Genomic DNA, 15663 nt, shown 5'->3' with positions numbered 1-15663 from the left:
CCATTCCGTGGCCGAGGTCAACGAACGATGTCAGGGGATATGCACGATCGCCGCTGCACCAGCGCCGTCGTTCTCAGGTCTTCAGGGATCGGGACCGATGACGAATGAAGGCCCCTCGTGGTGCCGTCAGTGGTAGGCATCATCATGGGATCCGGCCGCCGAACGAGACGAGGTACGTGAGTTGGACGACGTCGACCACCACTCCCAGGTCGGCGACGCACTCGCGCTGCTGATCGATGGGCTCACGCCGTTCGTCGACCGCACCTTCGCCGACGTGTTGCCCGCCGAGTTGCCGTGGACCGAAGTGCTCCGGCGCAAGGACGCGCTGGCCGGCAAACGTGGTGGCGTGTACTCCGAGCGGGACCTCTCGTTGCTGCTGCGCGCCATGACGGAGCGCCTTGGGGATCTCGGCTACCCGTTCAGCAGGTCGGTGTCCCGCCAAGCGCAGAACTACGCGAGCGAGTTGCGCCAGATCCGCAACCAGTGGGCCCACAACCAGCACTTCAGCGCTGCGAGTGCGTTCCGGGCGCTCGACTCGGCCGAGTTGCTCCTTCGGGAGGTCGGCGCCGATTCGCAAGCAGGGGAAGTCGCGCTGCTGAAGTCCGGGCTCCTCCCGGCTCCGGCCCCGGCGCTGCAGGCCGATGTCTCGGTTGACGAGCCCGAGTCGGAGGCAGCAGCGGTCGGTGCCGCCCCCCAACTTCCGGCGGCCGGCAGCGCGGCCGGCCCGCGGATCACCGTTGGCGCCCTCCCCGTCCTGAGCTATGCGATGGCGCACTGCCGAGTCCTGGTGATCGACGAGGTTGCTGTTGCGCACGCAGGACCCGATGTGCGCGGCGCCACGTTGGAGATCGACGTGGTGTGCGCGGGTGGCTCTCTCGGTGGTCCGAAGGTGCTGCTCCTGGACCTCGCAGACGGTCAGACGACCACGCTGCGCACGATCGATCTCGTGCTCGACCCCGGGCGCATGCTCGCGGTCGAGGAGCAGCAGCCCGGGCGCGTCGTCGCGACGCTGCGTGACTCTGCCGGCGCGGCGCTCTCTACGGTCTCGTCGGACGTGAAGGTGCTCGCCGCTTCGCAGTGGATGGCCGAGCCAGTGCAGCTCGCGATGGAGATGCTCGCGGCGCACGTCCAGCCCAATTCCGCCGCCGTCGCACCGCTCCTCGTTGAGACGTCTGATCGCCTGCGCGCACTCACCGGCGACTCTTCGTTGAACGGATACCAGAGCGAGAGCCCAGAGCGGGTCGACGCGATCGTCCAGTCGGTGTACGAGGCCATGTCGGCCCGGGACATCCGCTACGCGGAGCCACCGGCGAGCTGGGGCGTCAGGGGGCAGAAGGTCCGGACGCCGCACGAGGTGCTCGTGGGGCGTCTCGGCACCTGCCTCGACACGACTGTGACCCTCGCGGCTGCGCTGGAGCAGGCGGGCATCAACTCGACACTCTGGCTGCTCAGAGGACACGTCTTCCTCGGCTACTGGCGGGTGGACTCGAGCCTGCCGGCGGTGACGTCAGTGGATGCCGACGAGATCGTCAATCTCGTCGATCTCGGGCACATCGCCCTGGTGGAGACGACGATGCTTGCCGGCGGCGCCGACGGCGCCCCGTTCGATGATGCGACCCGGGCTCCGCGGCGACGCCTTGAGGACGGTCTAGCCAACGTCCTGGGCGTGACCGACGTTCGGCAGGCACGGCTGGCCAAGATCTACCCGCTGCCCAGCCGCTCGACCGGTCCGGACGGGCAGGTCGTGGTCTCTGTCTACGAGGCGGGCGCTGGGCCGGTGATCGCGCCATATCACGGCAGCGGTTCCTCCGATCGCCCGGCAGGCGAGCGCGACACGGAGCCGCCACGCGTTGCCCGTTGGAAGAACGCACTGCTCGACCTGAGCTTGCGGAACAAGCTCATCAACTACACCGACCGCTCCGGGTTTCACGTCGAGGTTCCCGGCACGGCGATCCATCGCCTCGAGGACCAGGTCAACGCCAGCACGCCAATCACCCTCGTCGCGTCGGACGCGGTCAGCTCCGTCGACGCCGCGCGTGGGATCCGCTTCGGACGCGACCTGCCCGAACGTGACCGCGAGGTAATGCTCGCGGACAAGAAGGCCGCTTTTGTCGACATCACCTCGGCGAGCTACAAGACCAAGCTGCGCTACCTCGCATACAAGGCCAAGACGATCGTCGAGGAGACGGGGTCGAACAACCTCTACCTGGCCTTCGGAATGCTCCGGTGGCGGTTCGCTGAACGCGATCTGCGCTCTCCGCTCATCCTGGTGCCGGTGACGTTGTCAACGACGAGCCGCGGTGAGACGTACCGATTGACCATCGACGAGTCGGGGGCGTCGACGCCGAACTACTGCCTGCTCGAGAAGCTCCGAGTGAGTTTCGGGCTCGAAGTTCCAGCTCTGGAGAACCCGGCCGAAGACGCTTCAGGTGTCGACCTCGCTGCCGCGTTCGGGGCACTGCGCGAAGCGGTCGTCCGCGCAGGTCTGCCGTTCCGCGTGGACGAGACGGTGGATCTCGCCATCCTGCAGTTCGCGAAGTTCCCATTGTGGAAGGATCTCGACGAGCACTGGCGGACGCTGTCGACGAACCCGCTCGTGCACCATCTGATCCACTCGCCGCTCGAGCCGTTCGCCGACCCCGTCGAGTCCGGCACGGCAGTCGACCTTGACGAGCTCGGCACGCTCGTGCCGGTACCGGCCGACAGTTCCCAGCTCGAAGCCGTGCATGACGCAGTAGAAGGCCAGACCTTCGTCCTCGAGGGACCTCCCGGTACCGGCAAGTCGCAGACGATCACCAACCTGCTGGCTCGCTCAGTCGCGTCCGGGCGTCGCGTCCTGTTCGTGGCCGAGAAGCGCGCCGCACTAGACGTCGTGAAGAAGCGGCTGTCCGAAGTCGGTCTGGCCGAGCTGTCGCTCGACCTGCACGACAAGGGCGCCCGGCCCGCGGCCGTGCGAGGCCAGATCCGCGCAGCCCTCGAGCTGCAGGTGCGCGCCGACGCAGACGCCATGAAGTCCGGCATCGAGACAGTCGATGCGTCCCGGCGCCGGCTCAGCATCTATGCGGAGCGCCTGCACGAGACCAACGGAGTCGGCCACTCGCTCTACTCGGCGCGAGCCTTCGACCTCGCGTCGGACCACACGGTGCCCCCGATGTACGTGCCACCGGCACTCGTCGCGTCGGGAACGGCCGAGCAGGTGGACGAGATCCGCTCCGCGCTCCGTCGAGTTCCGGAGTTTGCCGACCTCGCCCGCCCACGACCGCAGCACCCGTGGCGCTTCCTTGACGAGCGCGCGACGCCAGTGGATACCGAGTCCGTGTCGACTGCCGGACGACAGCTGGATGTCGCACTCGCGCGGATCGAGGCGTCTGGCGCGTCCGTCGTCGACCTGCTGCAGAGCGTCAGATCACCGAAGGACGCCGAGATCTGGGCACGGCTCGCCAGCGCTCCGCGCCATCCGATCGATGCCATCGATGCCCTGCACTCACCGGCGTGGCGCAGCCATCTCACCGCTCTTCACCACGAGCTCGACGCCTTGACCGCAGACGCGAGCGCCTGGCGACAGTCGGTAAGTGCGGAGGTGATGGATCGCGATGTTGCCGCGCTGCACCAGGCCTCCCTCGCCGCCGATGCCTCCGGGTTCTTCGGACGCAAGAAGCGACGTCGGGCCGTGCTCGCGCAGTTCGCTGACCTGCTCCTCGTCCCGGCGGCCGCTATTGACGTGCAGACGCTCTCGACACTCACGGCCGACATGGCGAACACCTTCGCCCGCGTGTCGTCTGCCCGAGACGCCGCCCGGCAGGTTCCGATCCCACTTGTCGATGCCACCTGGAACCCCGCAGTCCACAAGCAGGCCGCGCGCGTGCGCGACGAGATCGGCTGGCTGACGTGGACCGGCGACGTTCTGGCTGCAGACGGCACCCCGTGGCGAGACGCGCTTCGCGCGTACTATGCGCCTTCGCAGCCCGGCGCCCTGAACGCCGAGCTCAGTGCGGTCGCCGCGGCATGGTCAGCACTTGCCCGCACCGGTGCCATCGACGAGAGTCTGGCCGCGGCCTGGGGGGACGCGTCGGGCTTCCTGCCGACGTGGTGGCAGACCCGAGCTGAGCGCCACGTGGAGACGCCCACGGTGCTGCAGCGTTGGCTCGACCTGATCCGCGCCGTCGAGCCGCTCCGCGCGCACAGCCTCAACTCTGCACGAGAAGCGCTGCTCGACGGAGCCCTGACGCCCGATGATGCGGTGATCGCGTTCGACCGTGGCATTGCCCTCGCGTCCCTCGAAGAGCGAACCGAGGCGACAGCACTCGGTGACTTCGACATCTCGAGCCACAACCGGACGATCGACCGATTCACGACCGCATCGCGGGCCGTCCGGAACGAGCTCCCGCGCGCGCTCCCCCAGGCCATCCTCGAAGCGCGCCGGTTCAGCGCCGGTGCCGCGACCGGGCAGATGGGTGGACTGCGACGCCAGCTCGAGCGACAGCGAGGTGGGATGAGCGTGCGCGCACTGCTCGACAACTTCGGCGAGCTGATCACGCAGATCATGCCGTGCACCCTGATGAGCCCCGAGTCCGTCGCTCGCTTCTTTCCCGCACGCGCTGACCTGTTCGACATCGTCGTGTTCGACGAGGCGTCGCAGATCCGGGTGGCGGACGCCGTTGGCGCGATGGGACGCGCACGATCCGTCGTCGTGGTCGGCGACAGCAAGCAGATGCCGCCGACACAGTTCGCCGAGGCGAGCGCCAGCGCGGACGATGACGAGGACTACCTGCCGGAGAACGTCGTCGACGAAGAGTCGATCCTCACCGAGTGCGTCCAGGCGCGCGTGCCCAGCAAGTGGCTCTCGTGGCACTACCGCAGCCAGGACGAGTCGCTCATCGCGTTCAGCAACCAGCGCTACTACGAGAACCGTTTGTCCTCGTTCCCCGCCCCGTTGCCACGCGACACCCGCGATCATCCCGACGGCTACGGAATCTCGTTGGTCCGTGTGAACGGCGCCTTCGAGCGCGGCGGCCGCGGTCGTTCGCTGCGGACCAACCGGGTCGAGGCCGAAGCAATCGTCGACGATGTGCGGCAACGGTTCTGGGCGTCCCCCGACCTCGTCCCCTCTGTCGGCGTCATCACCTTCAACGCCCAGCAGCGCGACCTCATCGAGAACCTGCTGCGCGACAGCGGCGACGACCGGATCGCGCACGCTCTCGACGCGCCCGACGGACTCTTCGTGAAGAACCTTGAGAACGTCCAGGGCGACGAGCGCGACTGCGTCCTGTTCTCCGTCGCGTTCAGCGCCAACGACAAGGGTGTCGTCCCGCTCAACTTCGGTCCGCTGTCCAAGCCCGGCGGTGAGCGTCGTCTCAACGTCGCGGTGACACGGGCTCGTCGTCAGGTCGTCCTGTACTCCAGTTTCGATCCCGGCCAGCTCCGTGCCGAAGAGACGACGCAGGTGGGCACCAAGCACCTGAAGGCCTACCTCGAGCTCGCGGCCCGTGGCGTCGACGCCGTCCAGGATGTCGGCCACCGTCAGTCCGTCATCGACCGACACCGCGACGACATTGCGAACGAGCTGCGTCTCGCCGGCTTCGCCGTGCGCACTGACGTCGGCCTCTCCGACTTCCGCGTTGACATCTCCGTGGCGGACGCCGACCACCCGGACCAGCCGCTGCTCGCGATCCTCCTGGACGGACCCAACTGGCGTGCGCGGAGAACCGTCGCCGACCGGGATGGACTACCCGTCGACGTGCTGAAAGCGATGATGCGCTGGCCAGGCGTCGAGCGCGTCTGGCTCCCGGAGTGGATGCAGGACCGCGAAGGCACGCTCAATCGCTTGAGGGAGTCGATGGTTGCCGCACGGGACGAAAGAGCGCGTGCGCTCCTAGCGGCGTCGGCAGCGCCGAGCGCAGAGGCCTCACCGCCGCAGTTCGTCCGCGATCACATCGAGACGCCCGGGCTTGTTCGAGCTCAGTCGGCCACCTCGTTGCGTCCCCTTCACACGCGCCACCCTCTCGTCCGTGACTATGCGGAATGGGCGCCCGGAAGACTGGGTGACCGCTCGGTGCTGGACGACCTTCCTTATCGGAGTGCCACGAGCCAAGTGGCGCGTGCCGCGCAGGCTGCGATCGAGGCGGAAGGCCCCATCCAGCCGGATCGCTTGGCCAAGCTGGTCGCGGGGGCGTTCCAGCTGAGCCGCGTGAACGACGATCGCAAGCGCGCCATCCTTCACGTCGTGCCGTCAGAGCACAGGCCAGCACACGGCGACGGCTTCTACTGGCCGAGCGGCGTAAACCCGACCGAGTGGCCGTTCGCCCGCGTGCCAACACCTGGGGAGATCCGGCCGCTCGAGGAGATCTCGATGAACGAGATCGCGAACGCCATGCGAATCTCCGCCGAGGAATCGGGTGGGATGGACGACGAAGACATCATGCTCGCGGCTCTCCAGATGTTCGGAGGCCGGCGTCGGACCGATTCCATCAAGGCGCGCCTCGCCTCCGCGCTGGCGTTCGCCGTCAGAGAAGGCCGGCTCGACCGGGGCCCAGACGGCGTCCACCGGTCGCCCCAAGCCTGAGCCTCGGTCGCGTCGAGGCCTGTGCCAGGAGCGACCAGACTGAGCACCAGATTCACGGACAGCCGGCCCGGTCACCTCACGTGTCGATCGCCTCCACGTTCGCCCGGCCCTCGGTGGCGAGGATCACCGAGATCCAGCCGTCGGTCCCGCGGAGCCTCCGGGCGGACGCGTCGGTCACGACGTACTGCCCGACGAAGTCGTGCGTCACGACGTAGGTCGCGTCGACCCACCTGCCGCAGACCTCGCCCGTCGCCGCGAGGTCCAGGGTGCGGTGCCTCGTTCCGGTCACGTGGACGGCTGCGGTCGCCGGCTCGCACTCGCCGGGCGCCGGGAGGCTCCCGTCCGCGCCGGCGAGCTCGGCGGTGTAGGTCCCGCCGAACGGCCTGCCGGTGACCGTGCCACTCACGTGGGCGGTCCCGTCGGCGTCGAGCGCGTACGAGCCGACGTCGGCTCCGCGCAGGTCGATGGCTGGCCGCGGAGCGGCCATGGCCGGGCTTGCTGTGGCGAGCGTGAGCAGGGTTCCGAGCACTGCGGCGGCCCTCATCGTGCGGTTCATCGTCTGGTCTCCTCGTTCGGGTGGCGGGGTTGCCGAGTCCGACCGTGCCGCGGGACCCTTGAGCCGGTCCTGCGGATGGCTTGTGTCACGCGCCGGACCAGCCCTTTCGGGCAATCGGGTCCCGTTCTCAGGAGCAGAGTGGGCAGCGTGGCGGACCTCGGGACGACCGTGCGACTCCGGGTGCTCGGCGAGCTGTCGGCCACGCGCGATGGCGCGGTGGTCGACCTCGGCGGGCGACGTCAGCGCGCCGTCCTCGCGGCTCTGGTCATCGCCCGCGACCAGGTCGTTCCGGACGACCGTCTCGCCGGCTACGTCTGGGGGGACAACGCTCCGGCGAACCCGGCCGGCGCCCTCCAGGCTTACGTCAGCCACCTGCGGCGAGCCCTCCAGCCCGAGGCGGCGGCCCGCACCCGCGACGGCGTTCTCGCCCGGGAGGCGGCCGGGTACGTCCTGCGGCTCGAGCCCGACGCGGTCGACGCGTGGTGCTTCGAGCAGGCGGTGGACTCCTCGGCGGGCCTCGCGCCGGCCGAGGCCGTGTGCACCCTGGACGACGCCCTGCGGCTGTGGCGCGGCCCCGCGTACGCCGACTACCTCGGCGAGCCGTGGGCCGAGGCCGAGGCACTGCGGCTCACCGAGCTGCACGCCGTGGCCCGCGAGCGCCGCCTGGAGACCCGGCTCCAGCTCGGTGACGCCGCCGTAGTCATCGGCGAGCTCGAGGCGCTCGTCGCCGAGGACCCGCTTCGCGAGGAGCGCTGGCGCCTGCTGGCGCTCGCCCTCTACCGGGCCCAGCGGCAGGCGGGCGCTCTGGCGGCGTTGCGACGGGCACGCGACACGCTCGCCGAGGAGCTCGGCGTCGACCCGGGGCCTGTACTCCGGGCGCTGGAGGCGGAGGTGCTCGCCCAGTCACCCGCCCTCGACGGACCGGCCCGGCCGGTGCACGTGCACGTGGACCTGCCGGTGGAGAAGGCCCCCGCCGTGCCGGTCGCACCGACCGACCTCGTCGACCGCGAACGAGAGGTGACGGCGCTGCGGCGGATGGTCGGCGAGCTCGTCGACGGCGGTGCCGGCTGCGTCCTAGTGGAGGGTCAGGCCGGCATCGGCAAGTCGCGACTGCTCGTCGAGGCCGTGCGGCTGGCGACCTCGGCGCAGGTGCGCGTCCTGTCCGCCCGCGGCAGCCAGCTCGAGCGCTCGTTCGGCTTCGGCGCCGTGCGTCAGCTGTTCGAACCGTGCACCAGCGACCCCGCCGCCCGCGACACGCTCCTCGCCGGCGCCGCCTCCGTCGCGACGGCGGTCTTCGAGGACGTGGCCGGCATCGACGCCACGGACAGCGGCAGCTTTGCGGTGCTGCACGGCCTCTACTGGCTCACCGTGAACCTCGCCGCCAATGGGCCGCTGGTGATCTGCGTCGACGACATCCAGTGGTGCGACAGCGCGTCGCTGCGCTACCTCGCGTACCTGGTCAAGCGGCTCGAGGGCCTCCCGGTCCTCGTCGTCCTCGCGCTGCGGACCGGCGAGCAGCATCCCGACGACGCGCTCCTCGCCGACCTCGCCCTGGACCCGTCGGTCACCGTCCTCCGGCCCGCACCCCTGTCCGCGGGGGCGGCCGCGCAGCTTGTCCAGGAGAGGCTCGGCGAAGGTGCTGACGCGTTCGTCGACGCCTGCCACCGCATGACCTCGGGCAACCCGCTGCTCCTACGACAGTTGCTGCGCGCCCTGGCCGACGAAGGTGTCCGGCCCGACGTCTCCCACGTCGACACCGTGCGCGCGGTCGGTTCCCGCGCCGTCTCGTCGCTGGTGACGCTGCGCCTGCGCCGGATGCCGTCCACGGTCACGGCCGCCGCGCGCGCGGTCGCGGTGCTCGGCGACGCCGCGGACCTGCCCACCGTGGCAGCACTCGCCCAGCAGCCCGAGGCCGAGATGGCCACTGCTCTCGACATCCTGAGCCGCAGCGAGATCCTCACCGACGATCGGCACCTGACGTTCGTCCACCCGCTGGTCCGCGACGCGGTCTACGACGACCTCCCCGTCGGTGAGCGGGCGCTGCACCACGACCGGGCCGCCCAGGTGCTGCTGGCGCAGGGCGCCACCCCGGAGCAGGTCGCCGTCCACCTGCTGCGGGCGCCACGCCGAGGCAGCGCCGCCACGGTGCAGCTGCTGCGCGCCGCGGCCGGCACGGCGATCTCCCGTGGCGCCTCGGACGCGGCCGCGGGGCTCCTGCGGCGGGCCCTCGAGGAGCCGGTGTCCGGGCCCGATCGCCCTCGCGTGCTCGTCGAGCTCGGGCGCGTCGAGACCCACGTCGACGGGCCGTCCGGCGTGGCCCACCTCGGCGACGCGTACGACGCCCTGGACGATCCCCGCGAGCGCGCCAGCCTGGCGATCGACATCGCCCGGACCCACGTCTTCGTCTCCCCTCCGGGCGTGGCCACGACGTTCGCGAGCGCTGCGGCGGCCGCGCTCCCCGACGAGCTCAAAGACGAGCGGCAGGGCCTGATCGCGCTGCAGCGCATCGCCGGCTACATGCACGGACTGCCGGCCGACTCCTACCGGGCGGGTCCGACGCCCGTCGTGTCGGGGGACGGCGACGGGGCACGCATGCTCGCCGCGACGCTGTCGTACGAGCTGCTGCGCGACGGCCGGGATCGAGAAGGTGCGGTGCGACTGGCTCGCTTCGCCCTGGAGGGAGATCGACTCCAGGCGATCGACAGCGGTCTGCTCTGGATCGTGGCCGCCACCGTCCGGCTGGTTGCCGACGACGAGCTCGGCGACTTCTGGGACCGCGCTCTGGCGCGGGCGCACGCGACGGGCGGACTGTTCGCCGCCCTCTCCGTGAACATCTGGCGGGGCTTCACCCAGTGGCGTCGCGGCCAGCTCGACGACGCGCTGCAGTCGCTCGCCGACGCCGTCGAGCAGCAGCGCGTCTGGGGCATCTCCGGGGCCACCGCGACGTACGCGGCCGCCTTCACGCTCGGCGTCCTCACCGACCTGGGCGACCTCGACGCGGCCGCCTCGAGCCTGGACGAGAGTCGCGCGCTGCCGTGGGTCGGCGACGGCGGCAGGCTGTTGCGGGACTCGGCCGCGCGACTGCTCTTGGAGCTGGGTCGACCCTCCGACGCCCTGGCCGAGCTCACCGGCCCGGTCGCCTGGTCCCCCGTGGCCAACCCCGCGTGGGCTCCGTGGCGTGGACTGCAGGCGCGGGCACTCGCCGGGCTCGGGCGCACGGAGGAGGCGGTCGCGCTGGCGCAGGAGGAGGTCGACCTCCAGCGACTCTGGGGCGCGCCCACGTCGCTCGGGCCGTCCTTGCGGCTGCTCGGTGAGCTCCGTGGCGCCGACGGGATGGCAGACCTGCGCGAGGCCGTCGAGGTCCTGACGGGGACGTCCGCCGTCCTGGAGGAGGCCCGCGCCCAGCTCGCCCTCGGCCGCTCCGAGGGGATCGCCCGCGCGGAATCCGTGGACCTCCTGCGGGCCGCGTACACCACCGCCCTGGCCTGCGGTGCCGGCACCGTCGTTCGCGAGGCGGCGTCGGCACTCGCCCAGTGGGGAGAGATCGTCGCGGATGCCAACGGCGCACCCACCCGGATCACGAGCCGGCAGCGGCGGGTGATGGAGCTGGCCGCGACCGGGCTCGACGTCAATGGGGTCGCCCAACGGCTGTTCCTGACGCCCGGGACGGTGCGGGCCGTCCTCGAGACCACCCAGGCGTCCGCGCCATGACCCGGCTCAAGTCCATCTCAAGTCACTCTTGGCACGCTGGAGAGCCCCGATCGTGAGGAGCCCCATGGTCCCCGAGCCAGCGCCACTCGCCCCGTCCCGGGCGGAGGTGCTGCGCGGCCTGTGCGGCGGCGCGGTCCACCTCCCCGGCGATCCCGCGTACGACGAGTCGCGCCTGCCGTGGAACCTCCAGGCTGAGTCCTACCCTGCCGCCGTCGCGTATCCGGCCTTCCCCCCGGAGGTGTCCACGGTGCTGCGCGCGGCCGCGTCGGCGGGGCTCAAGGTCGCGCCGCAGGGCACCGGTCACGGCGCCCCTCCCCTCTCGGGTCATCTCGACGACGCCGTCCTGCTGCGGACCTCGGCCATGACCGAGCTGCGCATCGACGCCGCGCGACGCACCGCGAGGGTCGGTGCCGGCGTGCTCTGGGGAGACGTCGTGGAGCGAGCCGGCCGCGTGAACCTCGCGGCCCTGCACACCTCCGGCCCGAGCGTCGGCGTGGTCGGGTCGTCCCTCGGGGGCGGGCTGAGCTGGTACGCCCGGCGGTACGGACTGCAGTGCAGCGCGCTCACCGCCGTCGAGCTGGTGCTCGCTGACGGCACGTTCGTGCGCGCGACCGACGACGTCGACAGCGACCTGCTGTGGGCGGCGCGCGGCGGGGGCGGCGGCTTCGGCGTGGTCACCGCGCTCGAGTTCGACCTGCTCCCGGTGAGCACCGTGTACGCCGGGATGCTCGCCTGGGACATGACCCACGCCCAGCGTGTGCTGACGGAGTGGGGTGCGTGGGCCGCGGAGGCGCCGGAGGCCGCGACGAGCGTCGCCCGGCTCCTGCAGGCGCCCGACGAACCGTGGCTGCCGGCCGACGTCCGAGGTCGCCGGTTCGTGATGATCGACGCCGTCGTGCTGGCGGACAGCGAGGCGGCGATGCGGATGCTCGGCCCGCTGCGGGCGCTGCGCCCGGAGATCGACACGGTGGAGCAGCGCTCCGCGGCGTCCGTCGCGCACCTCCAGATCGACCCCGTCGCGCCGACGGCGGTGTACGCGAACAGCGTGCTGGTCGGCGGTCTGCCCGAGGGCGCGGTGGAGGCGCTGGTCGCCACCGCGGGCGAAGGGTCGGGCTCGGGCCTGCTCTTCGTCGAGCTGCGCCAGCTCGACGGCGCGCTGTCGCGCCCGGCCCCGCGCGCGGGGGCCCTGGACCGCATGGACGGCTCGTTCCTGGTCCTCTGCGTGGGGATGGACCAGGGCGCGGGCTGGTCCGCCGTGCGCCGCGACGCCCTGCGCGTCACGCGGGCGCTCCAGCCGTGGGCGACCGGGTCGGAGTACCTGCTCATGGCCGACCCGGACGTGGACGAGCAGCGCGGCTGGCCGGCTAGCTCGTGGCAGCGACTGGTCGACATCCGGGCGGCGGCCGACCCCCACGGGCTGTTCCTGTCGCCCCACCCGGCTTGAGTTTCGGGCTCAAGTCGGCGGCAAGGTCGGCTCAAGGCTCCGGGTCCACGGTGGTGCCACACCACCAACAACGAAGCCCCGGAGGCTGTCATGAACTTCGCCCACAACGCCGCCAGACTCACCGCCCCCGTGCCGTTCACCGAGCTGAGCGCACGCACGCAGGGCACCGTCGCCACCCCCGACGACGAGGAGTACGACGCACTCGTCACGCCATGGAATGTCGCGATCCCCGTGCGGCCCGCAGCCGTCCTCGCCGCGGAGACGGACCAGGACGTCGTCGAGGCGGTGCGCTTCGCCGCGGAGCACGGCCTGCGCGTGACCCCCCAGGCCACCGGCCACGGCCCGATGGCCGACCTCCTCACGGAGCTGGTCGTCACGACCTCCCGCCTGGACGAGGTCGTCGTCCACCCCGAGGGCTGGGCCCGGGTCGGGGCCGGCGTGAAGTGGCTGCGCGTCGTCGAGGCTGCCGCCCCCTACGGGCTGGCACCGCTGTCCGGATCGATCACCGACGTCGGCATCGTCGGCTACACCACCGGCGGCGGCCTCGGGCCGATGGCGCGGACCTACGGGCTCGCGATCGACCTGGTGCGCGCCATCGAGGTCGTCACCGGCGACGGCGTCCTGCGCCGGACCACCCCCACCGAGCACCCCGACCTGTTCTTCGCCCTGCGCGGCGGGAAGGGCATGCTCGGCATCGTCACGGCGATCGAGTTCAACCTGGTGCACCAGCCGATGTTCTACGGCGGCTCGCTGTGGTTCGACGGCACGGACGCCGCGACCGTCATCGACCAGTGGCGGGCCTGGTCCGACGACCTTCCCGAGCTCGGCACCACGTCGTTCGCGCTGTTCCAGCTTCCCGACATGCCGGGAGTTCCCCCGCAGCTCGCCGGCCGGCTCACGCTCTCGGTGCGCTACGTGTGGACCGGCGACGCCGACGAGGGCGAGCGCCGCTTCGCCCCGATCCGCGCGGCAGCGCCCGTGCTCCTCGACGACGTGTCCCACAAGCCCTACACGGCGATCGACTCCGTGCACACGGACCCGCTGGACCCGGTGCCGGCCCACGAGGCGGCGGCCGTGCTCACGGACTTCCCCCAGGCGGCGGTCGACGCGCTGCTCGCGCTGACCGGACCGGGGGCGCCGTCACCGCAGGTGCTGGTCGAGGTGCGCCAGCTGGGCGGGGCGATCTCGCGGGGCGGCGAGCACCCCAGCGCCTTCGCCTCGCGCGACGTGGCGTACTCGCTCCTGGTCGTCGGCATCGCCATGATCCCCGGAGTGCAGGACCACGCGGCCGCGATCCTGGAGGCGATGCGTCCGTGGACCGGCGGGTACCGGCTGCCCAACTTCACCTTCACGCCCGAGGAGTACGTGGACGCGTACGACGAGGTGACGATCGCGCGGCTGCGTCGGGCGATCCGGGCCTACGACCCCGACGGGGTGATGGCAATCGGTGGCGTGCTGGCGTGAGGGATGCTGTCGCCGCAACCAGCCGGCGCCTGCGAATTGGAGTCCTTCTCCACTCCTGACGCGTGGGTTCGGGCCCGGATATCCCGGGCCCGAGCCACGCGGACCCCAGTCGAGTTCCGCGCGGCTTTTGCGTAGGTCGGAACCCAGGCGTGCGTCGGGCATTCGCGACAGCTCCACTCGGTGCATCGCCGGTGACAGCCAAGCCCGGCAGGGCTATACCTGGAAGTGGCAGCGCCCCGGGGCACATCGGCTGAGCGACCGCCCAGGCGCACAGACGCGCGAGGCTGAGATCGCGCGCGGATCCATCAGATCCCTCCCGGACGGAGTCCCCGCATGCGCGCCGATCACGTTTCTAGTTCCGATTTCCACGGTGCAACGGTCCGTCGCGTCCATCCCGGCCGTCGGTTCCGGAGGCTCGTCGTGGTGGTTGTCGGCGCTCTCCTCGTCACGTTGTCGCTCGCCGCACCCGCCGCGGCCAAAGAATCTGTTGACCCGGGCACACTGAACCCGCCGCCGCCAGAATCCTTCAATGCCAGTTGCTTCCGCACCGGGAGCCACATCTCCTGCAGCCTCGCGTTCAGTGACCCGGACATCATCGACGAGCCGTCTGGCATCGTCTGCGACGGCACCGAGTTGCTGGTGACGCAGGCTCGCTCGGTCGTAGGGAAGCGGCTCTACGACGCCGAGGGCAACTTGCTGCAACGGCACTTCCGTGAGTACCTCGACGGCACGTTCACCAATCCAGACACCGGCCTCATCGCCTTGTGGAGCCAGCACGACACAGTGGTTCACAACCTCGGGACCCCCGGGGACGTCGCGTCGGGGACCACGGCGGTCAGCGGCTTGGGCACGCGGGCCTGGCTCCCCGGCGGAGGGACGATCCTCACCGACGCCGGGACCTCGCTCATCGACTCCGCCACCGACGAGCCGGTGAAGCTGTCTGCGCATCACCCGTTCGACGAGTACTTCCGCCTCGGCGATGAGTCCGCCCTGGCGCCGCTCTGCGCAGCGCTCAGCTGAGCCGTCGCGTACGTCGGACGACCTACGTGTCGAAATGGTCTTTGAACTGCAGTGATTCAGTTGGGAGGCCACGTCGGGTCGGGCCGCGGTGGCGGGAGTCGAAGGCGATTCGGCGAGTCCCGACAGACAAGCCCGAACGCCTGATCTGCACGTCCGCGATCGCACATCCATCGACCCGACCCGATTCGAGCGGTTCTGTTGACGTGGTCACGCGAGGCTCCCGCAGTGAACGGGTCCACCTGGGCGCAGCGGTCAGGGCACGTGTGCTCCGCCGTTGACGTTGATGACCTCGCCCACCACGAAGCTGGACTCAGGCGGGTGCCTGCTCGACCGGCTGGCTCGTCCGGCCGAGCCAGGAGGAGTCCCCGAAGCCGTTCAGGGAACCAGGACGTCGAGAACCTGCTGGTGTCGATGCTGCCGTGGGCGCGCGGTGGCGCCGAGGTGCCACCGGCAGACGATTGACTCGCACGCCGCGTGACGTTTCACTGCAGGAACGCGCTGCCCGACGACGGGGGAAGGTCATGACCGAGAGCCCGGGTGTCGTCAACAGTGTCGCCGACGAAGGAGCGGGGGCGGCACTCTCCGACTCCGGAAGCGGCGCGCCCCTGCGCGTCGCGGTCGTCGGTCCCGGCGGGTGGGGGCGGCAGCACATCCGGGTGTTCACCGAGCGGTCCGACACGACCGTCGTCGCGATCGTCGGGAGGACTGACGAGCGCTTACGACGGCAGGCAGCAGAGGCGGGCACCACGGGCTACACCGACATCGCTGCGATGCTGGACGCCGCCCAGCCGGACCTCGTCACTGTCGCGCTGCCGAACGAGCACCACTTCGCCCCGACGCTCCAGCTGATCCGCAGCGGCGTTCCGCTCCTGGTCGAGAAGCCTTTCGTGTTCGATCTTGCCGAGG

The 15663-nt window shown here is 70.9% G+C and carries 7 protein-coding genes; 6 read left to right on the top strand and 1 reads right to left on the bottom strand.

Annotation, left to right across the window (positions count from 1 at the left end; all coding sequences use genetic code 11):
• The first annotated feature begins 181 nt into the window (after positions 1–181).
• Positions 182–6562, top strand: a complete 6381-nt coding sequence (locus tag AC1DWH_RS08065; protein WP_477093239.1) for a DUF3320 domain-containing protein — start codon at positions 182–184, stop codon at positions 6560–6562.
• Between the two features lie 76 nt (positions 6563–6638).
• Here the strand turns inward: AC1DWH_RS08065 and AC1DWH_RS08060 are convergent, their stop codons facing one another.
• Entirely contained in the window at positions 6639–7118 is a 480-nt protein-coding gene (locus tag AC1DWH_RS08060) for a hypothetical protein (RefSeq protein WP_477093238.1), read from the bottom strand.
• 147 nt (positions 7119–7265) lie between these two features.
• Here AC1DWH_RS08060 and AC1DWH_RS08055 point away from each other — a divergent pair, with 147 nt between their 5' ends.
• From AC1DWH_RS08055 to AC1DWH_RS08035, 5 genes are all read left to right on the top strand, one after another.
• Positions 7266–10829, top strand: a complete 3564-nt coding sequence (locus tag AC1DWH_RS08055; RefSeq protein ID WP_477093237.1) for a BTAD domain-containing putative transcriptional regulator — start codon at positions 7266–7268, stop codon at positions 10827–10829.
• A gap of 64 nt (positions 10830–10893) precedes the next feature.
• The gene (locus tag AC1DWH_RS08050; RefSeq protein WP_477093236.1) at positions 10894–12273 is read left to right on the top strand and encodes an FAD-binding oxidoreductase; all 1380 of its coding nucleotides are present in this window, start codon (positions 10894–10896) and stop codon (positions 12271–12273) included.
• 90 nt (positions 12274–12363) lie between these two features.
• Positions 12364–13737: an FAD-binding oxidoreductase gene (locus tag AC1DWH_RS08045; RefSeq protein WP_477093235.1), complete on the top strand. Its 1374-nt coding sequence runs from the start codon at positions 12364–12366 to the stop codon at positions 13735–13737.
• A 333-nt stretch (positions 13738–14070) separates the two neighbouring features.
• Positions 14071–14757, top strand: coding sequence for a hypothetical protein (locus AC1DWH_RS08040; protein WP_477093234.1), 687 nt, complete (start codon positions 14071–14073; stop codon positions 14755–14757).
• Positions 14758–15278: 521 nt separating this feature from the next.
• A partial coding sequence (locus AC1DWH_RS08035) for a Gfo/Idh/MocA family protein (RefSeq protein ID WP_477093233.1) occupies positions 15279–15663 on the top strand: 385 nt, incomplete at its 3' end.

The sequence above is a fragment of the Cellulomonas sp. P2_F12 genome, from assembly GCF_056403775.1.
The sequence above is the reverse complement of the archived record's forward strand: the minus strand, read 5'-3'. Positions and strand labels throughout refer to the sequence as shown.

Coding starts and splice junctions, on each gene's coding strand:
- AC1DWH_RS08060 (WP_477093238.1), bottom strand. CDS start 7,118: ATGAACCGCACGATGAGGGCCGCCGCAGTGCTCGGAACCCTGCTCACG.
- AC1DWH_RS08050 (WP_477093236.1), top strand. CDS start 10,894: ATGGTCCCCGAGCCAGCGCCACTCGCCCCGTCCCGGGCGGAGGTGCTG.
- AC1DWH_RS08040 (WP_477093234.1), top strand. CDS start 14,071: ATGCGCGCCGATCACGTTTCTAGTTCCGATTTCCACGGTGCAACGGTC.
- AC1DWH_RS08045 (WP_477093235.1), top strand. CDS start 12,364: ATGAACTTCGCCCACAACGCCGCCAGACTCACCGCCCCCGTGCCGTTC.